A 25,164-nucleotide genomic window follows, 5' to 3' on the forward strand; every position below is an offset into this window, starting at 1 on the left:
CACCGGCCAAAGAAAATTACTTCTTCAACAACCTGAAGTCAAGGCGCTCTTAAGTTTCCCGACTATATGGAAAAAGGATCAGAGAAGGCTCTGATCCTTTTTTGATTGGACAATTATGATTCTGGATTGGTACGGTCGGTTTCTTTTTTATCCACAAAAGCGGATCCTACCATATCACCGAATACGTTCGAGGCCGTTCCTGCCATTCCGATCAGGACGTCAACGCCTGCAATTAAGGCGACGATTTCAAGCGGGAGGTTGAACATCGTAAGCACGGCTGCGAGGGTGACGAGTCCGGCCGCGGGAATGCCCGCTGTCCCGATCGACAGCAGTGTGCCGATGACGACGATGGTGATGAAGTCCATGACGGTTAAATCAAGCCCTGTCACATTGGCGGCGAACACGATGGAAACACCCATACGCAGGGCGCCGCCATCCGAGTTGAACACGGCTCCGATCGGTAGGCTGAAGTTCACAATCCGATCGGAAATGCCGGCTTTCTTCGCCGATTCCATCGCAACGGGCAGGGAAGCGATACTGCTTGATGTAAAGAATGCCGTAACATAGGCGTCCTTCGTACTAGAGAAAAAGTCACGAACGTGCCACTTCGCGAGTTTCAAGAAAGACGTATATACTAGCAGCCAAAGCAGAAGGACACCTAAGTAAAACACACCGGTAAACGCGAACAGCGAGCGGAAGGTCTCCCAGCCTTGACTGCCGAATGTCGAAGCACCGATCGCAAAGATTCCGACAGGCGCATAGAGAAGGATCCCCTGCAGAAGCAGGAAGAACAGGTCATTGGCCGCCGAGAAAAACTGGTGCAGCGTCTCTCCTGATTTCTTGAGTTCGTCCTTGTCCGAATAGCGCATCTTCACCAAAGCGAGGCCGGTGATGACGGCAAGGAAAAGGATGCCCATCAGCTCCCCGGAAGAAAACGCAGCGAACAAGTTGTCCGGGACGATGTTAAGCAGTACATCGGAAAATCCGGGCGTTTCCGGCTTTTCGACATCCGCGTTTGGCAGTTCCAGCCCGGCTCCCGGGTTGATCCACAGGGCGAGTGCTACCCCGATAAGGACAGCTGCAGCGGTCGTTATGCCGTAATAGACGAGCAGCTTCCCTCCAATTCTGCCAAGGTACCTCGGGTTCATTTGATTGATCGCAAGGACGACGGTCAGGAATATGACCGGAACAGCGATCAAATTCAACAAATTGATCAATATCGTACCGAGCGGTTTGACCGCCTCCATGGACGGACCGAAAAGGATGCCGGCTCCGATCCCGAGCAGGAAACCGAGCGTCATTTTCAATAGAAAAGAAGAATCTTTGTATAAGTGCCAAATCTTTTTCATACTTTCACCTCTTTATAAGCAATAGACCCAGTATAGCAGTTCCGTGCCGATTGCAGTAGCGTAATATTCGATCGATACTCTCTCATGTCATTTTGCGTATATAGAGGAAAAAAATGCATAAGTTCAATGAATTCCTTTTCCTGCGGTTGTGTGCTAAACTGGCAAAATGCAAAATTACATATCTGTAATTTTTTCAAATTTCTAATGGTTTCAGATAGGAGATGTAAGAAGTTTATGGACCACGCACTTATACAGGAACCGATGGCGGTATTCGCTTATCTTATCGCTGTCGTGGGAATCGTGTTCATGTTATCAACGATGGAGTATAAGCCTTTGAAGAAATTCTTCGGCTATCTTCCTCCGCTTATTTGGATGTATTTCCTTCCGATGCTTTCGACGACGTTCGGAATCATCCCGCAGAGCTCGGATGTGTACAGCTTTTTGAGTACGTATATCCTTCCCGCCGGGTTGCTGCTGTTAATGATCAGTACGAACGTACCGGCAACGTTCAAGCTTGGCGCGAAGGCCGTGCTCGTTTTCTTTGCGGGTACGATCGGCATCGTGATCGGGGGACCGATTGCGTTCGCCTTGTTCCAGGGGATTCTCCCTGAGGATGCGTGGCGAGGTGTCGGGGCGCTTGCCGGAAGCTGGATCGGCGGCTCGGCTAACATGGGAGCCATGATCGAAGCCTTTGATACGCCGGATCATATACTAAGCCCGATGATTTTGACCGATACGATCGTCGGAATCGGCTGGATGGGGGTCATGATTTCGCTTGCCAACTTCCAGAACCGCTTCAATAAATGGAATGGTGCGGATAACTCCACCATTAAACGGGTGAATGAGGAGATCGCGACAGACGTGGAGAAGAATGCCAGACCGCTCGAGCTTCCGCAGCTCTTCGGAATTCTGTCCATCGGTATTGCCGGCTCGTTTCTCGTCCGTCAGTTTGCCGATCTTTCCTTTATTCCGAAGTCGGAGGTCATGAATACGTCGACATGGACGTTCTTGATCATTACGGCCGTCGGAATTCTTTTGTCCTTTACGAAGGTGCGGAACCTCGAATATTATGGAGCCAGTAAGATCGGTTATGCCGGCATCTACTTGTTCCTGGCGGGGATCGGAAGCCAGGCGAACCTTCTGGATATTGTGGAAGCGCCGCAATTTATCCTGATGGGAATCGTTTGGCTCGCCATCCACGTGCTGTGTATTTTCCTTGCGGCCCGCTTATTGAAGGCGCCGCTCTTCTTTGTCGCCGTCGGTTCACAGGGGAATATCGGAGGGACAAGCTCTGCACCGATCGTCGCATCGGTCTTCCAGCCTGCGCTTGCCCCTGTCGGCCTGCTGATGGGGATCCTTGGTAACGTCGTCGGAACCTATGCTGCTCTGCTCTGTGGTCAGCTCGCACGTATGATTGCCGGAGGTTGATAGAAAAGCCGCTTTCCTTTTGATGAAGGAAAGCGGCTTTTCTTATTGACAATTCCTTCTTTGTGGTTGATACTACAGTTAAATAAATTTTACCGAGTAAAAAGGAGTGAACGGTCTAGTGGAGGACATAAAAATACTAACAACCCACGACCAGCTGAAGGCGATGGCGGATCCGTTCCGGTCGGACCTGCTTCTGCGTCTGATGGGGAAGGCGCAGACCGGTCAGCAGCTTTCTGAAATCTATCAGCTCTCAAGAGCCCGCATCCATTATCATTTGAAAGAGTTGGAGAAGAACGGGCTCTTGGAAATTGCTAGAACGGAAGAAAAGAACGGGATTGTCCAGAAGTTCTATCAAACGGTAGCCCGCGGGTTTGTACCGGATGCCGAACTGCTGCCAAACGCAGAGGTGTCGGGTCCAATCCGGCAGATGATGCTCGCCATGCTCGATCATTCCAAACAGCGGGTTTTATCTGTGCCGGAGGAGTCGCTGGAGAATGATTCCCTGTCTAAAAAACCGGAAGACTGGAAATACCGATCCGCCGCTTATGAAATTCATGCAAAGGAGGAGGACTTTCTGGCCTGGCAGCAGAAATTCTCCGACTTAATGGAAGAACTTGCATCGATTCAACGTACGGAACCGACAGAAGATGCGAAGCTGTATTATTTTCACATGCTCGGTTTGCAGATAGAGGAAAGTCGGTTTGGGAAAAAGGGAGAGACATGAAGTGGGGGTGGAGGTCTCTTTTTTTGTGCAACAGTAAAATAATTTTTACCGTCGGCCTGCGCCGGCATCCGAGGAGGAGATGTTATGGAAAGCGCAAAGTCATATGAGGAGAAAAGAGGGGTTTCGTTATGGAAGTCAAGATCCTTTCTCCTATTGTCCTTTACAACGGTTGTTTCCAGTTTAAGCCTGTCGATGTTTATGTTTCTTCAGTCGTGGTACATCGTAGAGTCGTTACATATGGCAGCGGCTCTCGGCATGGTGTTGATTTCCTTGACGACGGTGCGGATGGTTTCCATGATTGTCGGTGGAGTGGTCGCGGACCGCTGCAGTCAAACGAAGGTCATGGCGGCATCGGACTTAACGATGGCTGTCTTCCTCTTTACCTTATCGATTTGTTTTCTTACCCTTCAGGAGGTTCCTGTTTGGATCATGGCGGTCCACGCAGGCCTGTTCGGAGCCTGCGGCGGAATGTTCGAGCCGGCAAGAGATGCGCTGCTTCCGAAAGTGACAGGGAAGGATCAGCTGACGCGCGCAAACTCCGTTATTCAGGGAACGATCCAGATTGCTACGTTCACCGGACCACTCCTTGCCGGTGTCCTGATCCATTCGCTTTCCTACAGCTTCGTCCTTCTGATCATCGTCCTGTTTCTTATCTTATCCGGTGTCGGAATTCTATTTGTGAAAAAGCAGGGAAAGGATGCGCAGGAAGGGGAGCGTTCCCCGTTCTATGCCCAATTGGCGGAGGGCTTCCGTTACACGTGGCAGTCCAGACTGCTGCGGTCGCTGTTCATCATTACGATCATCGTCAACTTTTTCATCTCCGGCCCTTTGATGATGGGGCTGCCGATCTTCGTGGAGGGAGTCCTGAAAGGAAGTGCCCTCGATTTCAGTCTCGTCCAAGGTGGACTGACGTTCGGGATGATTCTCGGAGCAGTCCTGATCGGTTTTCTCAACATCCGGCGGAGACGGGGAGCGTATGCGCTGTACTTGATCGCTCTCGAAGGAGCCGGTATGTTTATCTTCAGCCGGACAGATACGCTTGTTCTATCCGTGCTCATTATCGTTCTTATCGGCATGATCATTACGGCCGTCAATATTCCGCTCCTATCCCTCGTTCAATCGTCTGCAGAAGAAAGCAAGGTGGGGAGGGTGATGAGTCTGATACGGACCGGGTCGCTTGGGTTGATTCCGCTCTCGTACGCGGTCACCTCTCTGTTTCTCGGCTGGGGAATTCCGATTCAAACGTTGATGGCATGGAGCGCGCTGCCCCTTCTCGTGAGTGTTTTCGTTTTATATGTGACTTATCCTGTCCTGCGCTCCGCCGATTAAGCGGGGCCTTTTCTTTTTGCCTGCCGTGATATGCGGGAGAACAGGGGAAAGTACGGGAGAGAAAGGGAAGAACTTATTTTATAAGATCAATCCCGTCAGAGAAACCATTGTGTTTTTGTACAGAGGGCATTAGAGGAAAACAAGTGTTTGATATCGAACGTTATAAGGAATGAGGAAGCAGAGAGGAGAAATGACATGAATCCAACCGTATTGATTACCGGAGCATCGAGTGGGTTCGGCTATTTGACGGCGGTCAAATGTGCGGAAAAAGGGTTTTCGGTAATCGCGACAATGAGGAACATGGAAAAAGCGGAAGTATTCGAGGACGCAGCGATTTCCAATCACGTGAGGAGCCGGATCACGGTTTGGAAGCTCGACGTGACCGATGATGCTTCCATCGCTGCATTTAAAGAAAAGCTGAACGATTTGGAAGCAGTCGACGTTCTCGTCAACAATGCTGGTTTTGCAATCGGCGGCTTTCTCGAGCAGATACCGCTGGAAGCGTACAGACGTCAGTTCGAGACGAATGTGTTCGGGGTCATCGCCGTCACCCAGGCAGTTCTGCCGCTCATGCGGAAGCAGAAGCGTGGCAAGATTATCAATGTGAGCAGCGTCAGCGGTTTGATCGGATTCCCGGGGTTATCGGCATACGTGTCATCGAAACATGCGCTCGAAGGGCTTACAGAAAGCCTCCGCTTCGAGGTCCAGCCATTCGGCATCGATGTTGCTCTTGTAGAGCCGGGCTCGTACCAAACGAATATATGGTCAGCCGGAATGGAACTCCCGGACGCTGTCCATGACCCTGATTCTCCCTATGCTGATTACATAAAAGGACTATGGAATGCGTTGAATGGAGACAGCCGCGAAAATCCGTCGGATGTAGCTGCATTGATGACCGAGTTGGTCGAGCAGGACAGAATACGGAAGCTGCGCTTTCCAATCGGAGCGAAAGTGAAGTTCAACGTATTTCTGAAACGGGTCATGCCTTGGAGAATATTGGAGAAAGCAGTGCTGACGACGGTTTTAGGAAAAGGAAAAACGAACAGGAGGAAACGAAATGACCGCAGTGATGAGTGGGGCAGAAGAGATACGGTTCGAGGGTAATGAGGTAGGGATCCTGGTATCCCATGGATTTACAGGAACGACGCAAAGTATGAGGCCGCTGGCAGAAGCATATGGCCGCGCCGGGTATACCGTCGTCTGTCCGAGACTGAAGGGGCACGGGACCACGCCGGAGGACATGGAGTCCACGAGTCATGAAGACTGGATTCAATCGGTCATGGAAGCCTTTGACTGGCTGGAAGCGCGTTGTGAAAAAATCTTCGTCGTCGGCTTGTCGATGGGAGGGACGCTTGCTTTATATGTGGCAGGGAAGAAGAAGGTCGCCGGCGTCATCCCGATCAATGCAGCAATCGATATCCCGGTGCTTGAGAACAGCTCGAGCACAGAGGAGCGCTTTCTTGAAGCGATTGGATCGGATATTAAAGATCCGGAAAGTGACGAGCTCGGCTATGATCGGACACCGGTAAAATCGATTAAAGAGCTGTCGATGCTCATGGGGAAGACCAGGGATCTATTAAGCAGCATTCATTGTCCGATCGTCGTTTTCGTTTCAAGGGAGGATCATGTCGTGCCCCCGAACAATTCCGAGGTAATCTTTGAAACGGTTTTTTCCGAGCATAAAGAAATTATTCATTTGGATGACAGCTATCACGTCGCAACGCTCGACCATGATAAAGACTTGATCATCGAGCGCAGTCTGGAGTTTTTCCAGACGTACACAAATACGAAATAGCATTCCCCGGGAAATAAAAGGCCTTTGTAATTTCGGGTGGTTTCGACTATAATAGAAGACAAATCAAGAAAAGTAAACGGTATAAAGCCTTCAAGGGGAGCCTCCGGCTGAGAGTGGACGCTGTGTCCAGACCCTTCGAACCTGTCAGTTAGCACTGGCGCAGGGATGGCGGCTTTTTTGATGGTGCAATGCTCAACAAGGGACTCCTCCATCAGGAAGCTTCCCTTTTTGGCATTGCTTTTTTTGTGTTCAATTATTGGGGGTAGATAACGATGAGAAATCGTCGTGTATTATTTCTTGTCGAAGTAGCTATATTCTCTGCTTTGGCACTGCTTTTGGACATCATTCCATTTCTTTCATTCAAATTGTGGGCACAGGGTGGTTCTGTGTCGCTCGCGATGGTTCCTGTCTTCATCATCGCTTTCCGTTGGGGAATCAAAGGCGGAGTCGCCACCGGGCTGCTGCTCGGGGCCTATCAAATCTTAACCGGTGCTTACATCATGACACCTCTTCAGACGTTTCTTGATTACTTCGTAGCTTTCGGTGTCATCGGACTTGCAGGTGTCGCGGCAAAGCCGGTATGGAACGCGGTACGGAAACAAAACAAAAAAGCGATCGTCGGCTGGATCATTGTCGGCTGCTTTGTCGGGAGTCTCCTGCGTTTCTTCGGACATTTTCTCGCAGGGATCGTCTTTTACGGGGAGTTCGCGCCGGAAGGACAGCCGGTCTGGCTGTATTCGCTCGTCTATAACGGGGGGTATATGCTGCCTGCATTCGTATTGAGCAGTATCGTCCTCATCATTCTTTTTCTGCAGCGTCCGAAGCTGCTCACACAAGAATAATACAAGGTTCCCATCCCGCTCCTAGGAATCCTAAACCACTAAAAGCATCGTGCTCCGGCACGATGCTTTTCTATTTTTTATAGGGAGGGAGACCCTATTTTATAGCATATGGGTTTCATGCTTCCTGTAGAAGTGTATATACCATTGCACTGGTTACATAAAAGGAGGGCTGGAAATGAAGAAGCTTTTTAGAAAGAAGCGGTTTTGGTTGATTGTCATTCTTATATTTATCGTACTCGTTTTCATGATCGCTTATCATACATCGTGGAAGAAGCTTCCTGAGGGCATCTCCTATGAAGGGGACGTGCACGAACTATCGGGCGTGGAGTTTTTTCGGGATCTCACGTATGAAGATGAAGAAGGTAATACGGTTCACGACGCGGAGATATTCGATGAAATAAACGCCATGATTGATGAGGCGGAGGATTTCATTGTTGCAGATATGTTTTTATTTAACGGCTACACAGATGGAAAAAGAGATTTTCCGCCACTGTCGGAAAACCTGGTGGATGCCATTCTCGCCCAAAAGGAAAAGCATCCTGACTTGAAGGTCGTTTTCATCACCGATCCAATCAATACGGTTTACGGGTCTTATGAGTCGGAATCGATCAAGCGGCTGAGGGATGGGGGTGTCGATGTCGTGCTGACGGACCTGAACGAGCTCCGTGATTCCAACCCGCTCTACTCCAGCGTCTGGAGGCTTACGGCTTCATGGATGGGGACAGGCGACGGCGGCTGGATCAGCAACCCGCTCGCAAAAGATGCACCCGGTGTCACTCTGCGCTCGTATTTGAAGCTGATGAATATTAAAGCGAATCACAGGAAGCTCGTTGTGACGGAAGATGCGGCAATCGTATCGACGGCCAACCCGCATGACGCGAGCGGTTACCATGAGAATGTGGCGTTCAAGATGACAGGCCCGATCATCCGGGACATTCTCGAAGCCGAGGAGGCAGTTGTCCGTTATTCCGGCGACGCTGATTTCCCGGATTACAAGAACAGGAAATGGGAAAAACAGGATGGTCCAGTGAAGACCAAGTTCGTCACGGAAGGAAAGACGTACCAGGCAATTTTGGAAGAACTTAAGGATGTTGGAAAAGGAGATACGATCTGGCTCGGCATGTATTACCTTGCGGACAGAAAGATCATTGACCTGATTGACAAAGCAGCAGACCGGGGGGCGGAAGCGAACATCATCATGGACCCGAACAAGCAGTCATTTGGACATGAGAAGACGGGGATTCCTAATTTACCCGTAGCCGCAGAGATGCAGCGGCTCGGGAATAAGAACATCCATCTCCGCTGGTATGATGTGAATATCGAACAATTCCATACGAAGATGCTTTATTTAGATAAAGAAGAGGAAGACGTCATCATTGCCGGCTCCGCCAACTATACGAGACGGAACCTGGCAGACTTGAACCTGGAAGCGAACGTCGTGATGAAAGGAAGCGGAGAAGAGCCTGTTTTTCAGGAGGTCGACGGCTACTTCACCAAGCTTTGGAATAACGAAGACGGTCATTTCACAGCGGATTATGAGGAATATACGGATAAGCTGACGTTTATTCGCTATGCCACGTATTACCTGCAGAAATGGACGTGGTTTACGACCTATTGATAGACTACCTCCGGATGATGAGCGTCCGGGGGTTTTTCTGTGTCGGGAACGTTTTATGCTACGATAGAAGGAGGGGGGATGTTATGAAAGCAACCGGCATCGTCATCGAGATCATCGCTGTTGCATCCGTATTCCTGTTGAGTCAAGTCCTGATGTATGGCGTAGATACGGTTCCTCTAGGGATGGATATGGGAGAAGACGGTAAGACAGTCACTCGTCAAGATTGGATGTGGGAGAAAAAGGAAGTTGTTGAGGTTCAAGCGCTCTCCAGTGAGCAGGAAGTCGCTGTTCTTGCCATGGATCAACGCCTCCACAATTTTTTTGCCTGGATCATCAGTCTTCCTCTTTTTCTAGTCATCGGGGCAGGGTCCCGTATTTTCTCAAAAAGGTATGGAACGCGTGCTCTTCTTTCACCGAAGTGGCAGGGAGTGTTGGATGTCGTCGCGATCGCCTTCATCCTCGCCCTATGCATATATGTGGGTTTGGAGTACAAGGAGCTTCTTGAAGAGGCGGATGCTTTATGGCAGCAGCTGAAAAGAGCTGCATAATAGAAGAGGAGTGGTAAGGATGAAATTGGAATTCCGAAAGATCACCGCCTTCGACGAGACAATGGTCGCGGCATACAACCGTTGGGAGAACGATCGAACAATCAGTGCACTTGCAAGACCTCATAAAAATCAAGCGTCTTTCGAGAAGGAACGTCTGCAGACGGTGGATACGCTGACGAAGCGCCTGGAGGACCATGAAATGTATGCCATCATGCTGGACGGGGTCCTTGTCGGTGAAATGAACTTCATGATCGATCCGGAACATCTCTTTAGGAAAGAGAAGGGCTCCGGCTGGATCGGGATCACCATCGGTGAAGCCGGCGCCCGGGGGAAAGGTATCGGCGCTAAAGCGATTTTATTTATGGAGGAGGAAATGAAGAAGATGGGCTTGAATCGGGTCGAGCTCGGAGTTTTTGAATTCAACGAGTCTGCGCACAGACTATACAGCAGACTCGGTTACAAGGAGATAGCCAGAGAAGAAGGATTCACCTACTATGACGGGAGGATGTGGGCGGATATCCGTATGGAGAAGCCTCTTTCGCCGACAGCCCAATAAAAAAATCCCGGGACGGCCCGGGATTTGGCGGTATTATGGCTGAAGGAACATCGCTTCAAGGGCTGGGTCGCCCCCGGCGAAACCTAAGGCAACAGCTGTATATGCTTCATTCGGCTTAAACGTCGCTTGAGGGATTTCAAGGACGACCTGATTCGTACCGGCGACCCGGACTTCCAGGTCGGCCGTCGTCGGCGGCAGGGTCATGTAACGGGTCGCTTTACCGAATGGAACGTTCCGGAAGAGGACGTCCCCGCCTTTGACGGCGACGTCGACGGCCGGAGCGTTCGGTGATAAATGCCACACCCTCACCTTGCTGCTTCCGGAAGAGACACTGCTGCTGTCTACTACCGGTATCAGCTGAAGGTTATTCACAGCTCCTGCTGCGGCTACGGTATAGCGGTTGCCTCCGTCGACGCTCACCTGCTGGGACAAGACCGGACTGCTTGTATCTCCGGCTGCATAGATGTCAATCTTATAAGTGCCTGCTGGAACGGTCAAATAATTGCTCTGCTGTTTATAAGAGATACCTCCAAGAACCTTTTGTCCGTTTACATAGACGTCGACGGCCGGTGCGTCCGGTGAGGCGTGCAGCACCCGCACCATCGCATTCATCCCCGTGTTTCCTCCGGATCCACCCGGTCCCATTTCACTGCGCTCGCTCATGATGAGCCGCTGCATGCACTCCAGGTGTCTCTGGTAATAGTACACATGCAGCCTGGGGTCGATATATTTGTAGTAATTCGCCATCAGATCATACTTCATCGCCTGCCACGCAAGCTGATCCCTGCCATCATTCATGTTCATCATCCCCTCCCAGGAAAAAATCTCTAACACAAGCCTATGCGTGCTTTCCTGGAAAGAGACCAACCATTCTGTTTACTCGGCTTTGGACAACGCTTGGACGGGAGAGGCCTGCTTGTTCAGGAAACTCATGAACAGCGTATGGATGACGATCCCGATCATAATCAGACAGACGCCGAGAAGAGCAAGGCCGCTCGGCAGCGGACTGGAAAGCAGCCACGCTTCCCCGACAATGACGAACAGGATCTGCGTCGACTGTGTCGCTTCCACAGCAGCCAGCTTCCCCTGGTGATGCTGGACGCGGTTCGTTGCAAAAAAGAACAGGGTTGTGGCAATGATTCCGGAGGAAACCGCAACAATCAGCGACTGTACGACCTGGCCGGGACTCGGTGCGCCTGCTTGAACGCCGGCAATGGCACTTAATACAAGCCAGAACGGCAGACTGGCAAGCGTCATCCCGAAAATGCGCTGGAACGTATCCAGCCTGTCGCCACAAACGGCCATCATTTTTCTGTTACCAAGCGGGTAAGCGAAGCAGGCGACAAGCACAGGAAGTACTCCGACGACCCATTCAAGAAATGTCGTGTCGGCGGCCTTTTCGAATTGTATCAAGAACACGCCGAAGAGGATGATGGAAGAGATCGCGAGTGCCCGCCACTGCATGACACCCTTGCCTTTCACAATCAAGGGAGCGATAAGGATGCCTGCGACGATCGTCATCTGCCACGTTCCGGCGACAAGCCAACCAGGTCCGTAAGCAGCGGCATAGGTAAGCGGTGCATAGAAAAGTACAAATCCGACAAAGCTCCATGTAAGCCATTGCAGGGGGGCCTGCTTCATTTCAGAAAACACTTGTAGGAGATTTCTTCTACCGAGTACAATAAAGAATAAGAACGGAATCATGAACAGGAATCGGAGGGAAGCACTCCACATCCAGCTGCCCCCGTCCAGTTCCATCGAACGGTTCAAAATGAATGTGACAGCGAAAAACATCGAGGAAATGATGCCAAGTAACAGCTCTTTCATAACAATAGGACTCCCTTTTGGTATATTATAGTTTTGTTTAGGTTTATTATAATATACTTAATACCTGGGATTTCGGCAACATAAAAATAGGAGAAGAATGCTATGGACTATAATCAACATTGGGAAAACCCGGAAACATTCGCCAAACATGTCGGAAAGAAACTGCGGAATATCCGCAAAGAGAAGGAAATGTCGTTAAACGACCTGGCGGAAAAGACGCAGGTCAGCAAACTGACCCTCGGCAAGATCGAACGCGGGGAGGCGAACCCTTCTCTCACGATCATTTGGAAAATCGCAAATGGACTCGCCATCCCGATCACGGCGCTGGTCGCTGACAGTAAAGAGGTCGTCATTTCAAGAAAGCAGGAGGGCCGTAAAGTATTGAGCGCAGATGAATCGCTGACGCTCGAACCGATGTTTACGAACTCCGGCTACGGTTCGTTGGAGACGCATCGTGCTTTTCTGAAACCGGACAGCTTTTACACTGCGGAAGCCCATCAACCCGGTGTGATCGAGTTCGTGACGGTCATGGAAGGGGCGGCGGAAGTCGTGGTAGGAGAGGAAGTCTATCCGCTTAACGTCCACGACTCGATCAAGTTTCACGCTGACCAGCCGCACGGATATCGGAACAGGGGAAAAGAAGAAGCGGTGCTTCATTTTGTCATGATTTATACGAAAGCATGAAGGGAGATGGCTCCAGTCGAACTTTGGGATATCTATGATCAAAAGCGCCGGAAGACAGGGCAAACGGTGGAACGCGGCCGGCCGATGGCTGTCGGGGAGTATCACATAGTTGTGCATGTCTGGATTAAAAACAGCAGGGGAGAAGTGTTTGTGACGAAGCGTGCCCCGGAGAAGCATTTCGGCGGGTACTGGGAAGGAACGGGTGGATCGGTGACTGCAGGGGAAGACAGTTATACAGGAGCGCTTCGGGAAGTAAAGGAAGAAATCGGTATCGATCTGCAGGATGCATCCGGTTCGTTGGAGAAATCTGTATGCAGAGCGGAGTTTCAAGATTTCATGGATGTCTGGGTTTTTCAGCACGATTTTAAGGAAGAAGCGGTTGTCTTGCAGCAAGGCGAAGTTAGTGAGGGCAGGTGGGTGACACGGCAGGAGCTGGAAGCGATGGTCGGGGAGAACAGGCTTGTGCCCACGCTTTCTTACGTACAGGAATTATTTTAGGTGGAAGGAGGAGAAGGTATGAAGAAGCTCTATCGTTCGACGAAAGATTCCCAAGTATCAGGAGTGCTCGGAGGGGTCAGTGAGATGTACGGCATTGATGTCAGTCTCTTGCGTATCCTGCTCGTTGTCTCCGGTTTTTTCACCGGGGGGATGACGTGGCTGATCTACATCATCGCAGCGATCGTCATGCCGACAGACAAACAAATATGACCGCCGGAGATAGACTCCAGGCGGTCTTTATTTATGTTTGGCTTCTTTGCGTTGGAGATGATTGGTTCCCCATGCATGCATGGCATCAAGAATAGGGTGAAGCGTACGGCCGTACTCCGTTATCGAATACTCGACTTTCGGTGGCACGACAGGGTAGACCACCCGTTCGATGATGTCCTCCTCTTCCAGATCCCGGAGCTGATTGGTCAACATCTTCTGTGTAATACCTGGAATGAGGCGTTTCAATTCACTGAAACGGAGGGTATCTTCTTCAAGTAAGTGCAGCAGGATAATCGGCTTCCATTTCCCGACAAGGATTTGGAGCGCGTCATCCACGCGGCATAATTGTGGATTCAAAAGGGTTCCTCCTTCCACAGTTTCTTTAAGTATACTATACCACTTTGAAGTGCGTTCTTCACACGTTCCACATCGAGGCGCATAATGAAAGGGAACGATCATTCAACCAGGAGGTATGACGATGCAGTCCTATCGAATTAATCCGGAGCAGGGATTGGAGTTCGGGCTATACACGCTCGGCGATCACCTTCCGGACCCGAATACAGGCGAACGTATTTCAGCAAAACAAAGGATACAGGAAATTATAGAGGTGGCTGAACTGGCAGATGAAGCCGGCATCGACTTTTTCAGTGTCGGAGAAAGCCATCAGGATTATTTTGCGACCCAGGCCCATGCCGTGGTTCTTTCTGCTGTTGCTCAGGCGACGAAGAACATTAAAATTGGAAGCTCCTCGACCATCATCAGCACCTCGGACCCGGTCCGGGTGTATGAAGATTTTGCGACCATCGATCTTATATCGGACGGCCGGGCGGAAATCATTGCCGGCCGTGCATCGAGAGTCGGACTGTTTGAACTGCTCGGTTATGATGTACGGGATTATGAGGCATTATACGAAGAGAAGTTCGACCTTCTTCTTCAATTGAACAGGGAAGAAGTAGTCAACTGGAGCGGGGAATTCCGCAAGCCGCTCAGAAACGCAGAAGTGCTGCCGCGGCCGAAGAACGGCTCTCTTCCGATTTGGCGGGCGGTCGGAGGAACGCCTGCAAGCGCCCGGAAAGCGGGAGAAGCGGGCGTTCCGATGATGCTTGCCGCCCTTGGAGGTCCGGCAGGTGTGTTTCAAAGCAGGGTGGAGGCGTACCGTCGATCCGCGGAGGAGCATGGATTTGATCCTGCCCAACTGCCTGTGGGAACGACCGGATTCTTCTTTGCCGCAGATACGACACAGGAGGCACTGCGTACGATGTATCCGTATATAAACGAAGGGATGAAGAAGACGAACGGACAGGGTTTTCCGAAGCAGGTCTTTGCTCAGGCGAGAGACAAGCGGAACGTCATCAATGTCGGCAGTCCGCAGGAGATCATCGAGAAGATTCTCTATCAGAAGGAAGTGTTCGGACATCAGCGTTACCTGGCTCAAATCGACTTCGGCGGCATGCCCTTGAAGCACTTGAAGCGGAACATCGATCTGATTGGAACAGAAATCCTGCCCGCTGTCCGTAAATACACCAAAGGAAAATAAAGAAGAAACAAGGAGGAATACAGGGATGAAAACGGTAGCGATCTCCGGTTCCGTCGTCGGTTCGAAAACAAGAACCGCGCTGGGACAGGTAGAGCAAGAGTGGAAACAAAAATATCCGGATACCAGCTTTGAGCTGCTTGATCTGGCTGAGTATGACATTCCATACAGCGATGGACGCAACTACTTGGAATATGAAGGGGATGCCGGATACGTGACAAAAACGATCATGGAAGCCGATGCTGTGATCATTGGCACGCCGATATTCCAAGCATCCATTCCCGGGGCGCTGAAGAACGTCTTCGACATGCTTCCGGTCAATGCTTTCCTTGATAAAGTCGTAAGCATTGTCGTCACGGCAGGCTCATCCAAGCACTATTTGATTGCAGAGCAGCAGCTGAAACCGATTCTGTCCTATATGAAAGCACAGATCGTCCAGACGTTCGTTTTTCTCGTCGAAGAGGACTTCCGAGGGAAAGCGATCGTGAATGATGACGTTCTATTTCGGATCGAGCGTCTCGTCGAAGATACGAAACTGCTTGCCGATACGTACAAGCAGATGCTGGAGAAGAGGGAAGAGGACTATGACTTCTAAAAGGCCGGAGCTTTAATGAAGAGGGGATGGGGGCAAGAGCGAGCGGACTCCGGGAAATGGCACGACTCACGGAAAGTGCTCTATTCTCCGGATCCCGATCTCTTCCGTGCACTCCTTCTTGTTCCCGCCGTGCTGGATAGTAAGTAGTTATTTTTCGATTTTTGTTGACGGGTTTCGACATCCTTCGTATAATAAAATTACAGAATAATCAGAAAACTTTTTACATCCTATGCTCTTATTATGGAAGAAGGAGTGGTCGAAATGGCTCCAGGGCCGAAGGAAATGAGTCCGCGGCGGTCATCCACAGGGTTGCAGGAGAATGTCGGCAGTCTGTTAGCTTATCTGCTTGGTTTTATCACAGGCACTGTCCTATTGCTCATCGAGAAAGAGAACGAGACGATCCGCTTCCACGCTGTCCAGTCGATTTTCGTCTTCGGAGGGATTTTCCTTCTGACCATCGTGCTGAATTTCGTTCCCGTCCTCGGCCTGCTTGTAAGCATCCTGATCGCGCCGGTTTCCTTCATCCTTTGGCTTTTTCTTATGTACAAGGCTTATCAGGGAGGGCGCTATCATCTGCCCGTCCTCGGCAGGATGGCGGAAGACCAGCTCCGAAAAGTGCATAAATAAGCAAAAAAAGAACTTCCATTTGGAAGTTCTTTTTTGTTTTTACTGCCTATGTTGCGCCGATTGGTTTTAGTGGGGAGAGCCGGTGTCGAAGTTGGACCCGCGTACGTCTGTCGTGTTTTCAATGGCGACGAGGGCGTTCGGATCGATTTCATCGACGACCGAGCGGACAGTGGACAGTTCGATCCGCGATACGATCGTGTAGATAATTTTCTTCGGCTGTTTAGAGAAGACCCCTTCCCCTTGAATATACGTCATCCCGCGGCCGAGCTGGTCGAGAAGGGAGTCGGCGATCTCTTCTGGTTTCTCGGAAATGATGGTGACCGATTTCCATTCTTCCAGCCCTTCCACGACGATATCAATCATCTTATAAGCAATATAATACGTAATGATCGAGTACATGGCCGTTTCCCAGCTGAATACGAGCAGCGCGGCCAGTATGAAGATGAATACGTTGACGACCATGATGAACTGGCCGACGGAAACCGGCCGTTTCTTACTGACGAGGATGGCGATGATTTCTGTACCATCGAGTGCTCCTCCTGTTCGGATGACGAGCCCGACCCCTGTGCCGAGAATGACGGCCCCGATCACCGTTGCCAGGAACAGGTCATCTGTCACCGGTTCAAAATGGTGAAGGTAAGCAGTGCTTAACGAGAGTACGACGACTCCGTAGAGGGTATGCATCGTGAACTTCATCCCGATTTTCCTGTAGCCTATGTATAGGAATGGCAGGTTCAAGAGAATGAGGAAGATACTCATCGTCCAGCCGGTAAGTTCCGAAGCGATGATGGAAAGGCCGATGACCCCTCCGTCGAGAATGTCGTTCGGGACGAGGAAGAATTCAAGACCCGCGGCTGCGATCATCGCACCGATTGTGATCATAACAAGGAATCTTACTTCTCGAAGTATTCTTTTTTTCTTTATAGTAGCCAACAACGATCAACCTTTCTTTCCAGTACCATGACTTTTGTTTATCCTAAACTCGGATACTTCTTTTCTATTATACCATTTTTATGAAATAAAACATTGACCTAACGACCTAATTTAATTATCATCTAATTAGATACACATTAAATTAGTTGAGGAGGAAAAGGGATGCAGCTGGATAAAATGGTTCATTTCCACAAGGCGGTCGGTGACCCGACGAGGCTCAGGATCATCGCTATGCTAAGGCAGGGGCCGCTGCACGGGCAGGCGATCGCAGGAAAGCTCGGTTTAAAGCCGCCGACGATCACCCATCATTTGAAGAAGCTGAAGGATACGGGGATGGTGTATGCCAGGCGCGATAAAAATACGGTGTACTTCCATTTGGATGAGGAACGGCTGAAGATGATGTCGACAGCGATTCTTCGGATTGGGGACGACAGCGGATGGAAGGCGCAGGAACTTCATGTCGATGACTCCGACCAAAGAAAGATTATCCGCAGTTTCATCACGATAGATGGAAAGCTGAAGCACCTGCCTAGTCAGTTGAAGAAGAAAAATGTCGTTCTCAGCTATTTCGTAAAGGGATTAAAACAAGGCGAAGTGTATGAGGAGAAGGACATCAATGCGTATATCCGCACCTTCTTCGATGATCCCGCAACGCTGAGAAGAGAATGGGTCATGCAGCAGTTCGTATACAGGGAAAACGGGAAGTATGAACGCAATCCGGAAGCTATGTGGCCGGTGGTCGTTCCCGATCATATTGGCTGAGACCGGATGCAGCCGCTCCTGGAAGGGCGGTTTTCTTTTGAATATCTAATTAGATATTCGTCTAATAAGGGGGAGGGAAATGAAAAATCATCCATATCGATATTTATTTTACGCTGGAATTGTAAACGGCGTCGGGGATCGTTTCAGCCAGGTGGCTGTACTGACGCTTCTCTTGCAGCTGACGGGATCGGGAATGGCGGTGGGGGCAGCCTTGGGGCTCCGCGTCCTCCCTTATCTGCTTCTTTCGCCGTTTGCGGGACGGCTGGCGGATAGATGGAGCAAGAAGCGTCTGTTGATTCTTACCGATTTGTGCCGTCTCCCGTTTGCTCTATCCTTTCTGTTTGTCCGATCAGAAGCGGACGTATGGATCCTGTTTGTCGGAATGGTCGTCCTTGCAAGCGGAGAGGCGTTTTATCAGCCGGTGCGAAAAAGTATGATTGCACAAATCGTGGAGAAGAAGGATATCCTTGAGGTCAACGGTCGGGAGCAGGCGCTTCTTGGTATCGTTTTGATCGGCGGTTCGATCACCGGTGGGATCGTCAGCTACTTATTCGGCGGCTCGCTCGCCTTCCTTCTTAATGCGGCATCGTTTCTTGGCGCTGCATTATTCCTGCTGCCGCTGAAGGATAAGCGCAAGGTCTCTGTCACAAAAGCTTCTGCTCCGAAGTTCCGTTGGAAAGGCGGAATCGGTTTCGCGGTGGCGTTCCTTTTGATAGGAGCAGCGATGGATGGTGTGTTCAATCTTATGATTACCGTTTATGGCGAGCGGCTATTCAACCTTGGAGAACTGGGGGTCGGTCTGCTGTACGGCTCACTCGGAGCCGGGATGATGATCAGCTTTCATGTGACCAGGAGGTTGAAGGGAGAGCATTTATTGACCTATGCGTTCTTGCTGCTTTTTATGGAAGGAGCCGGACAGTCGGCCGCCAGTCAAATGACATCGTTCCCGCTGCTCGCAGCTGCATTTTTCTTTGTTTCCTTTATTGGGGGAGCAGCCGGTGCGGTGGTGGACAGTTACATTATGAAATCGACACCTGCCGGAGAAGAAGGCCGGGTGTTCGGTCGCATTGAATCCTGGACGAATGTCCAAATCGGCCTCGTCATGTTCATTTCGGGTGTGCTCATCGATCATTTCCATGAGAGGCTGGTCGGCTTCAGCGGCGGTTTGATCGGTATGATTGGAGCAGTTGTGCTTTATTTGCTTTTCCAGTATAAGAAAAAGAGTGCCGGCGAAGCAGGAAATGGGAAGGGAATCAGCGAAATAACGGGATAGAAGAATGCAGTCAGCACGCCTGTCACCAGAACGGTGGCGGGCGTTTGTTTTGTCGAAATAATGGGAATATATAGAGGTAGACTTTGGTAATTGGAGGAATCCGAATGGAGACGACACCGTGGACGATCGACCGTTATGAAGGAGAAGAAGCAGACAGAAAGTCAGATATCGTGGCGGTGGAATATCCATTGACCATCTTTATTAACGGCAACGAATTCGCGACGATGGTGTGTACACCGATCGATTTGGAAGTCCTTGTCACCGGTTTTCTCGCATCGGAAGGGCTCATCCGGAAAGCAGACGATATCAAAAAGCTTACGATCGACATGGACCGCGGTATCGCCTACGCAGAAACACATCGACCGATTGCCGTCAGCGGGGAAGGCCAGAAAAGGTGGATCGGTTCCTGCTGCGGCAAGAGCCGGGCGTTCTATTTCAAGAATGATGCTGCTACGGCGAGGACGGCGGTCGATGATACCGCTTATACGCCGGACACCTGTTTTCGCATGATGGATGCTTTCCATAGGGAAGCAGAGACGTTCCGCGAGACCGGCGGCGTGCATCAGGCAGCCATTGCGAAAGACGGGAAGATCATGAAGGCGTACACGGACATCGGACGGCATAACGCCCTCGACAAACTTTACGGGTACCTCCTGATGGAGCGAATGGAACACAGGGGACTCGCCGTCCTGTTCAGCGGGCGGATATCTTCGGAAGTGTTATTGAAGGTGTCGAAGATGAGGATTGGTTTCCTTTTGTCCAAATCGGCACCGACGGACCTCGCTCTCCAGCTGGCCGAGGACCTCCATATAACGGCCGTCGGCTTCGTCCGTGGAAGGCGGATGAACGTTTATACACACCCGAGTCGAATCAAGGAATCATCGAAAGGAGGCGTTTCGGTTGAATGAGCACACAGTGGTGACCATCAACGGAACAGAATATTTAGCAGACCCGGAACAAAATTTACTGGATTTGATCAATACGACAGGGGAACAGGTGCCGCAGATCTGCTACAACGAATCCCTCGGACCTATCCAGACGTGTGATACGTGTATCGTCCAGGTGAACGGCGAGCTTACGCGTGCCTGCGGTACAGAAGTCAAGGCAGGCATGAAAGTCCAGACGAAACTACCTCACGTACATAAAGCCCAGAAGGAATCGCTGGACCGGATTCTTGAGAAGCATGAGCTTTACTGCACGGTGTGTGACTATAATAACGGCTCTTGTGAGATTCACAACACGATGGCGGATTTCGGACTGGAGCACCAGTCGCGGCCGTTTCAACCGACGAGCTATGAGAAGGATGAATCTGGTTCCTTTTACCGGTATGATCCGGATCAGTGTATCTTGTGCGGACGATGTGTAGAAGTCTGCCAGGATGTCCAGGTCAATGAAACCCTTACCATCGATTGGGACAGGAAAGAACCACGCGTCATCTGGGATAATGATGTTCCGATCGATCAGTCTTCCTGCGTCAACTGTGGACAGTGTTCGACTGTTTGTCCGTGTAACGCAATGATGGAGAAGGGCATGGAGGGCGAAGCCGGTTTTCTTACGGATACCGAGCCCGGCATTCTGAAGTCGATGATCCAGCTTACGAAGAAAGTGGAGACGGGGTATGGTCCGCTCTTTGCCGTATCCGATTCGGAAGCAGCGATGCGTGAGGACCGGATCGACAAGACGAAAACCGTCTGTACGTACTGCGGGGTAGGCTGCTCGTTTGACGTATGGACGAAGGGCCGCCAGATTCTTAAAGTGGAACCGAACGCCCAGTCTCCGGCAAACGGGATTTCCTCCTGTGTCAAAGGGAAGTTCGGCTGGGACTATGTCAACAGTGATGAGCGTCTGACCAAGCCGCTGGTCCGTCGCGGCGATCAATTCGAGGAAGTGGAATGGGAAGAAGCGATCGACTTCATCGGGGACCGGATGGAGAAGATCAAAGCGGAAAAAGGAGCCGATCACCTCGCATTCATTTCCTCGTCCAAAGCGACCAATGAAGAATCGTACTTGATGCAGAAACTGGCACGCCAGGTCATCGGGACGAATAACGTCGATAACTGTTCCCGCTACTGTCAGGCACCGGCGACGAAAGGCTTGTTCCGGACGGTCGGCTACGGCGGCGATTCAGGATCCATCGATGATATAGCGAAGAGTAAGCTCGTCATTACTATCGGCTCGAACACGGCAGAATCCCACCCGGTGCTCGCTTCCCGTATCAAGCGTTCCCAGAAGCTTTTCGACCAGAAGCTTTTCGTCTTCGATCTCCGTAAGCATGAAATGGCGAAGCGGGCGGACCGCTTTTACCGTCCGAAAGCAGGAACGGATCTTGTCTGGCTTTCCGCTGTGACGAAGTATATTCTCGATCAGGGCTGGCAGGACGAAAAGTTTCTGGATCAGTGGGTGAACGGGTTTGAGGAGTATCGGGAGAGCCTGGAGCCGTTTACGCTTGCATATGCCAGTGACTTGACCGGTATTCCAGTATCCGAGCTTAAAGATGTCGCTAAGGAGATCGCTGAATCAGAATCTGTCGTCATATGCTGGGCAATGGGTGTGACGCAGCATATGCTCGGAAGTGACACGAGTACGGCAATCAGTAACCTGCTTCTTATTACAGGGAACTATGGACGCCCCGGCGTTGGCGCTTATCCGCTGCGCGGGCATAACAATGTCCAAGGATGCAGTGATTTCGGCAGTATGCCTGACTTCTTCCCGGGGTACGAGAAGACAACAGACGACGAAGCACGTGCCAGATATGAGAAAGCATGGGGCGTCTCTATTCCGAAGGACCCGGGGATGGACAACCATGAAATGATCGAGTCGATCCATGCAGGGGACTTATCTGCCATGTATGTCATGGGAGAAGATACCGGCGTCGTTGATGCGAACATCAATTATGTCACACGCGCCTTTGAGAAGCTTGACCTCTTCATCGTACAGGACCTATTCCTGACGAAGACGGCAGAATATGCCGATGTTGTTCTTCCTGCTTCCCCGAGTCTGGAGAAGGAAGGGACGTTTACGAATACCGAACGGAGAATCCAGAGGCTCTACAACAGCTTTGATCCGCTGGAAGGAACGAAGCCGGACTGGCAGATCATCCAGCTGATTGCCAAGCGGCTCGGCTATGACTGGAATTATAGTCACCCGGGAGAAATCATGGCAGAAGCGGCAGGACTTGCCCCGTTGTTTGCGGGCGTAAGCTATGATCGCCTCGAAGGGTATCAGTCGCTGCAGTGGCCGGTAGCCGAAGACGGAAGTGATCAGCCTGTCTTGTTCCTCGACGGTTTTCCATTCGACGATAAGAAGGCGAAGCTGTATCCTCTCTCGTATGAATTGATGTACGACACGGATGAGGAGTACGACCTTCACGTCAACAACGGCCGCCTGCTGGAACATTTCCACGAAGGAAATATGACCTATAAGTCAGAGGGTATCCGGCGCAAGACGCCGAACGCCTTCATCGAAATCTCGCCGGAACTTGCAAAAGAGCGTGGTATCGAAGAAGGAGCGGAAGTGAAGCTGATATCGGAGGCGGGGGAAGCGACCGGGGTCGTCACCGTTACCGACCGCGTCCGCGGCAAGGAAATCTTCCTGCCTTTGAATGATAACGGGAAATCAGCGGTCAATTATTTGACAGACAACCGTGTTGACAAGGACAGCAATACCCCGGCATATAAGGAGATAGCGGTCAAAATGAAAGTGCTGAAGAAGAAAGGGAAATCACCGATTCCTTCCAACAACCACCGAAGAGGCGATCCAGTACCACAGATCAGTGTACAGGTGAAGAAAAAATGGCAGCGGGAAGATTATGTATTCCCGGGCAGTCAGGGGGAACGATGAATGGCGAAGGCGATCACGAATATTAAGCGGATGGAAATATCCCGGGATACGCAGATCGAAAAAGATGTTCAGGAAGTCAGGGAAGCGGTCGCTGACAATAAGGATGCCATCCTGAAAGGCATCCGCCTGCTCCGGACGCTTGATGAGGAAGGGACACTGGATACAGCGACGGCCTTCTTGAAGGCGAAAGACGAGGCGCTTGCCAATGTGGTGAAGGAAATTGATAAAGACCAGTATGAACCCTTACTGAACAACATCCCAGAGCTCATCTTTCTGCTTGGAGATTTGAACGTATCCGGCCTGCGCGACCTTTCTTCCCGATTAAATAACGGGATTGAACAGATGGAGGGGGAAGGATACAAAGAAAAAACGTCGATCCTCGACCTTGCCAAAGTGCTGAAAGATCCGGAAATCAACCGCAGCATCACGATGCTCCTAGCCTTCCTGAAAGGGATGGGGAAATAAATAAGAAGAATTAGAAAAGAAACGGGTCTGCGCAGACCCGTTTCTTTTATGGTTATATTTAAATGGAAGCCCGGCCTTAATTAAATTTCCAGGAAGAACCATACAATCATGATGACTTGAATTACGATTTTCGCCACGGTGCCGCCTAGGAACCCGAATAGAGAGCCGACGGCCGCCTTGAATGCCTCCTCTGCAGCTCTTTTCTGTATGAGCTCTACGACAATGACGGCCAGGAACGGCACAATCAGGATGCCGAACGGGGGTATGATGAAAGAACCGACAATGACACCGACAGCTGCCGCCCGTTCTCCCCATTTGCTGCCTCCGTATTTCTTGACGAAGTAGCTGTTGGCAATGATATCAGAAACAATTAACAGAACGGTTAAGATGACCATGCCGATCCAGAAGAAGATCGATAAGGCTCCTCCGTTCAAAAAGAAATAGTAAGCGAGAAATCCGATCCACAAGACGAGCGGTCCGGGAATGATCGGAAAAATAATGCTTGCAAAGCTCGCGATGAAACACGCGATGATAATTACCCAAATCAATACATCCATCGTTCATTTCCTCCTAAATTTTCTTTCGTACATCTACTTTACGATAAACAAACGGTTCGGTTTCAGCAACGGTTCATTTAAAAAAGCCGGGTCTCAGAGGAGCCCGACTTTCTGTCCTTTATTTCATACCAAGTTCCTGACGATCAGGTGGGGCCATAAACTCCGGTCCGACGGGGTCTTTGACATGTTTCAGCAGAATCTCATCGATGTCCTGCAGCGTCTCCTGATCGATTTCAAAATGGCTCACTTCCTGAACAGGGTCCAGTTGGTCCGGTCTCCGTCCTCCCATGAGGGCAATGCCGGATCCGGGCTGGTCGAGTACCCAGCGGAGAGCAAGATGAAGGACGTTCTTGCCGAAACGATCCTTCGCCAATTGATCCAGTTCGTGCACGGCATCCAGATATTGTTTGAAGCGCGGCTGCTGGAATTTCGGATCGTTGTTACGGAGGTCATCGCCTTTGAACTCCCTGTCAGCGGTCATTTTACCGGAGAGAAGTCCGCGGCACAGTGATCCGTAGGTTATGGATGTCAGGTCATGTTCCTGAACGTAAGGGAGCGTTTTTGATTCAATGTCCCTCTCGAACAGGTTGTACGGCGGCTGCAGGGTATGCAGAGGAGCCGCTTCCCGGAACGTATCCATCTGCTCTGGAGAAAAGTTGCTTACCCCGATGGCGCGGATTTTTCCTTGTTTATATAAATAATTAAGCGCTTCGGCCGTCTCGTGGATCGGTGTCATAGGATCCGGCCAGTGCACTTGGTAAACATCGATATAATCGGTTTGCAGACGGCGGAGGGAATCCTCCACTTCCTGATGGATCCGTTCTTTGCTGGCGTTACGGAACGCCTGGTCCTCTTTCCATTCGATGCCGACTTTCGTAGCGAGGAGAATATCCTCCCTGTTTCCATATTCTTTGACGGCTTTTCCTACGAGTTCCTCGGAATGACCGAAGCCGTATGCAGGAGCTGTATCAATGAAGTTAATCCCATGATCCAGCGCTTTATGGATGGTATCAATAGACTGCTTCTCGTCGGTACCACCCCACATCCAGCCGCCGATCGCCCATGTTCCAAGACCGATTCGGCTTGCTTCCATAGAAGTATTGCTGATATTTATTTTTTCCATAATCATAAGCACCTCCAAGTCGAGCATATGGGTGTAGTTTACCCGAA

The 25,164-nt window shown here is 50.7% G+C and carries 27 protein-coding genes and 1 riboswitch; of the genes, 20 read left to right on the forward strand and 7 right to left on the reverse strand.

Annotation, left to right across the window (positions count from 1 at the left end; all coding sequences use genetic code 11):
* Window positions 1-113: 113 nt before the first annotated feature.
* A complete protein-coding gene (locus tag QRD89_RS06965; RefSeq protein WP_286096586.1) occupies window positions 114-1,349 on the reverse strand; it encodes a dicarboxylate/amino acid:cation symporter in 1,236 nt (411 codons plus the stop codon).
* 234 nt (window positions 1,350-1,583) lie between these two features.
* Here QRD89_RS06965 and QRD89_RS06970 point away from each other — a divergent pair, with 234 nt between their 5' ends.
* From QRD89_RS06970 to QRD89_RS07010, 9 genes are all read left to right on the forward strand, one after another.
* Window positions 1,584-2,777 carry a DUF819 family protein gene (locus tag QRD89_RS06970; protein WP_008637425.1) on the forward strand — a complete coding sequence of 398 codons (1,194 nt, stop codon included), beginning with the start codon at window positions 1,584-1,586 and terminating at the stop codon, window positions 2,775-2,777.
* Between the two features lie 118 nt (window positions 2,778-2,895).
* Window positions 2,896-3,501: an ArsR/SmtB family transcription factor gene (locus tag QRD89_RS06975; RefSeq protein WP_008637426.1), complete on the forward strand. Its 606-nt coding sequence runs from the start codon at window positions 2,896-2,898 to the stop codon at window positions 3,499-3,501.
* A gap of 84 nt (window positions 3,502-3,585) precedes the next feature.
* Window positions 3,586-4,830 (forward strand): MFS transporter, encoded by a 1,245-nt coding sequence (locus tag QRD89_RS06980; protein WP_286096587.1) that lies wholly within the window; start codon window positions 3,586-3,588, stop codon window positions 4,828-4,830.
* 195 nt (window positions 4,831-5,025) lie between these two features.
* Window positions 5,026-5,934 (forward strand): SDR family oxidoreductase, encoded by a 909-nt coding sequence (locus QRD89_RS06985; RefSeq protein WP_286096588.1) that lies wholly within the window; start codon window positions 5,026-5,028, stop codon window positions 5,932-5,934.
* Window positions 5,888-6,625 (forward strand): alpha/beta hydrolase, encoded by a 738-nt coding sequence (locus QRD89_RS06990; RefSeq protein WP_008637430.1) that lies wholly within the window; start codon window positions 5,888-5,890, stop codon window positions 6,623-6,625. The genes QRD89_RS06985 and QRD89_RS06990 overlap by 47 nt, the downstream gene beginning before the upstream one ends.
* A gap of 83 nt (window positions 6,626-6,708) precedes the next feature.
* Window positions 6,709-6,808: riboswitch (TPP riboswitch) on the forward strand.
* 89 nt (window positions 6,809-6,897) lie between these two features.
* On the forward strand, window positions 6,898-7,467 hold the full coding sequence (gene thiT, locus QRD89_RS06995; RefSeq protein ID WP_008637432.1) for an energy-coupled thiamine transporter ThiT: 570 nt from the start codon (window positions 6,898-6,900) through the stop codon (window positions 7,465-7,467).
* 175 nt (window positions 7,468-7,642) lie between these two features.
* Window positions 7,643-9,085, forward strand: coding sequence for a phospholipase D family protein (locus QRD89_RS07000; RefSeq protein ID WP_286096589.1), 1,443 nt, complete (start codon window positions 7,643-7,645; stop codon window positions 9,083-9,085).
* Window positions 9,086-9,168: 83 nt separating this feature from the next.
* Complete coding sequence (locus QRD89_RS07005) at window positions 9,169-9,633, forward strand: hypothetical protein (RefSeq protein WP_286096590.1); 465 nt, start codon at window positions 9,169-9,171, stop codon at window positions 9,631-9,633.
* A gap of 19 nt (window positions 9,634-9,652) precedes the next feature.
* Window positions 9,653-10,189 carry a GNAT family N-acetyltransferase gene (locus tag QRD89_RS07010; RefSeq protein WP_286096591.1) on the forward strand — a complete coding sequence of 179 codons (537 nt, stop codon included), beginning with the start codon at window positions 9,653-9,655 and terminating at the stop codon, window positions 10,187-10,189.
* A gap of 33 nt (window positions 10,190-10,222) precedes the next feature.
* Here QRD89_RS07010 and QRD89_RS07015 read toward each other — a convergent pair whose 3' ends face one another.
* The gene (locus tag QRD89_RS07015; RefSeq protein ID WP_026578506.1) at window positions 10,223-10,987 is read right to left on the reverse strand and encodes a DUF4397 domain-containing protein; all 765 of its coding nucleotides are present in this window, start codon (window positions 10,985-10,987) and stop codon (window positions 10,223-10,225) included.
* Between the two features lie 78 nt (window positions 10,988-11,065).
* A complete protein-coding gene (locus QRD89_RS07020) occupies window positions 11,066-12,016 on the reverse strand; it encodes a DMT family transporter (protein WP_286096592.1) in 951 nt (316 codons plus the stop codon).
* 102 nt (window positions 12,017-12,118) lie between these two features.
* On the opposite strand from QRD89_RS07020, the gene QRD89_RS07025 reads away from it, so the two are divergent.
* Genes QRD89_RS07025 through QRD89_RS07035 form a run of 3 tightly spaced genes read left to right on the forward strand, consistent with a single transcriptional unit; the run spans window position 12,119 to window position 13,408 of the window.
* Entirely contained in the window at window positions 12,119-12,700 is a 582-nt protein-coding gene (locus tag QRD89_RS07025) for a helix-turn-helix domain-containing protein (RefSeq protein WP_026578508.1), read from the forward strand.
* Window positions 12,701-12,706: 6 nt separating this feature from the next.
* Complete coding sequence (locus QRD89_RS07030) at window positions 12,707-13,198, forward strand: NUDIX hydrolase (protein WP_286096593.1); 492 nt, start codon at window positions 12,707-12,709, stop codon at window positions 13,196-13,198.
* Window positions 13,199-13,216: 18 nt separating this feature from the next.
* A complete protein-coding gene (locus QRD89_RS07035) occupies window positions 13,217-13,408 on the forward strand; it encodes a PspC domain-containing protein (protein ID WP_026578509.1) in 192 nt (63 codons plus the stop codon).
* Between the two features lie 27 nt (window positions 13,409-13,435).
* On the opposite strand, the gene QRD89_RS07040 is transcribed toward QRD89_RS07035, so the two are convergent.
* Window positions 13,436-13,765, reverse strand: coding sequence for a winged helix-turn-helix transcriptional regulator (locus QRD89_RS07040; RefSeq protein WP_008637451.1), 330 nt, complete (start codon window positions 13,763-13,765; stop codon window positions 13,436-13,438).
* 121 nt (window positions 13,766-13,886) lie between these two features.
* Here QRD89_RS07040 and QRD89_RS07045 point away from each other — a divergent pair, with 121 nt between their 5' ends.
* From QRD89_RS07045 to QRD89_RS07055, 3 genes are all read left to right on the forward strand, one after another.
* On the forward strand, window positions 13,887-14,945 hold the full coding sequence (locus QRD89_RS07045; RefSeq protein ID WP_026578510.1) for an LLM class flavin-dependent oxidoreductase: 1,059 nt from the start codon (window positions 13,887-13,889) through the stop codon (window positions 14,943-14,945).
* A gap of 25 nt (window positions 14,946-14,970) precedes the next feature.
* Window positions 14,971-15,537: an NADPH-dependent FMN reductase gene (locus QRD89_RS07050; protein WP_008637453.1), complete on the forward strand. Its 567-nt coding sequence runs from the start codon at window positions 14,971-14,973 to the stop codon at window positions 15,535-15,537.
* Between the two features lie 261 nt (window positions 15,538-15,798).
* Window positions 15,799-16,164 (forward strand): DUF4870 domain-containing protein, encoded by a 366-nt coding sequence (locus QRD89_RS07055; protein WP_008637454.1) that lies wholly within the window; start codon window positions 15,799-15,801, stop codon window positions 16,162-16,164.
* 66 nt (window positions 16,165-16,230) lie between these two features.
* Here the strand turns inward: QRD89_RS07055 and QRD89_RS07060 are convergent, their stop codons facing one another.
* Window positions 16,231-17,046, reverse strand: a complete 816-nt coding sequence (locus QRD89_RS07060) for a YitT family protein (protein WP_081694928.1) — start codon at window positions 17,044-17,046, stop codon at window positions 16,231-16,233.
* A 213-nt stretch (window positions 17,047-17,259) separates the two neighbouring features.
* On the opposite strand from QRD89_RS07060, the gene QRD89_RS07065 reads away from it, so the two are divergent.
* The 5 genes from QRD89_RS07065 to QRD89_RS07085 all read left to right on the forward strand — a co-directional run bounded on the left by QRD89_RS07065 (window position 17,260) and on the right by QRD89_RS07085 (window position 23,437).
* Complete coding sequence (locus tag QRD89_RS07065; protein ID WP_008637459.1) at window positions 17,260-17,859, forward strand: DUF2087 domain-containing protein; 600 nt, start codon at window positions 17,260-17,262, stop codon at window positions 17,857-17,859.
* Window positions 17,860-17,938: 79 nt separating this feature from the next.
* Window positions 17,939-19,132 (forward strand): MFS transporter, encoded by a 1,194-nt coding sequence (locus tag QRD89_RS07070; protein WP_286096596.1) that lies wholly within the window; start codon window positions 17,939-17,941, stop codon window positions 19,130-19,132.
* A gap of 104 nt (window positions 19,133-19,236) precedes the next feature.
* Window positions 19,237-20,040 carry a formate dehydrogenase accessory sulfurtransferase FdhD gene (gene fdhD, locus QRD89_RS07075; RefSeq protein WP_286096597.1) on the forward strand — a complete coding sequence of 268 codons (804 nt, stop codon included), beginning with the start codon at window positions 19,237-19,239 and terminating at the stop codon, window positions 20,038-20,040.
* Window positions 20,033-22,972, forward strand: coding sequence for a formate dehydrogenase subunit alpha (gene fdhF, locus QRD89_RS07080; protein ID WP_286096598.1), 2,940 nt, complete (start codon window positions 20,033-20,035; stop codon window positions 22,970-22,972). Before fdhD ends, fdhF begins: the two co-directional genes overlap by 8 nt.
* The gene (locus QRD89_RS07085) at window positions 22,973-23,437 is read left to right on the forward strand and encodes a helical membrane plugin domain-containing protein (protein WP_008637472.1); all 465 of its coding nucleotides are present in this window, start codon (window positions 22,973-22,975) and stop codon (window positions 23,435-23,437) included.
* Between the two features lie 80 nt (window positions 23,438-23,517).
* On the opposite strand, the gene QRD89_RS07090 is transcribed toward QRD89_RS07085, so the two are convergent.
* Together QRD89_RS07090 and QRD89_RS07095 are read right to left on the reverse strand one after the other, a co-directional pair.
* Window positions 23,518-23,994 carry a DUF456 domain-containing protein gene (locus QRD89_RS07090; RefSeq protein WP_008637477.1) on the reverse strand — a complete coding sequence of 159 codons (477 nt, stop codon included), beginning with the start codon at window positions 23,992-23,994 and terminating at the stop codon, window positions 23,518-23,520.
* A 118-nt stretch (window positions 23,995-24,112) separates the two neighbouring features.
* Window positions 24,113-25,117 carry an aldo/keto reductase gene (locus tag QRD89_RS07095; protein ID WP_008637481.1) on the reverse strand — a complete coding sequence of 335 codons (1,005 nt, stop codon included), beginning with the start codon at window positions 25,115-25,117 and terminating at the stop codon, window positions 24,113-24,115.
* Between the last annotated feature and the right edge of the window lie 47 nt (window positions 25,118-25,164).

This window comes from Halobacillus sp. ACCC02827 (assembly GCF_030291935.1).
Lineage (GTDB): Bacteria > Bacillota > Bacilli > Bacillales > Halobacillaceae > Halobacillus.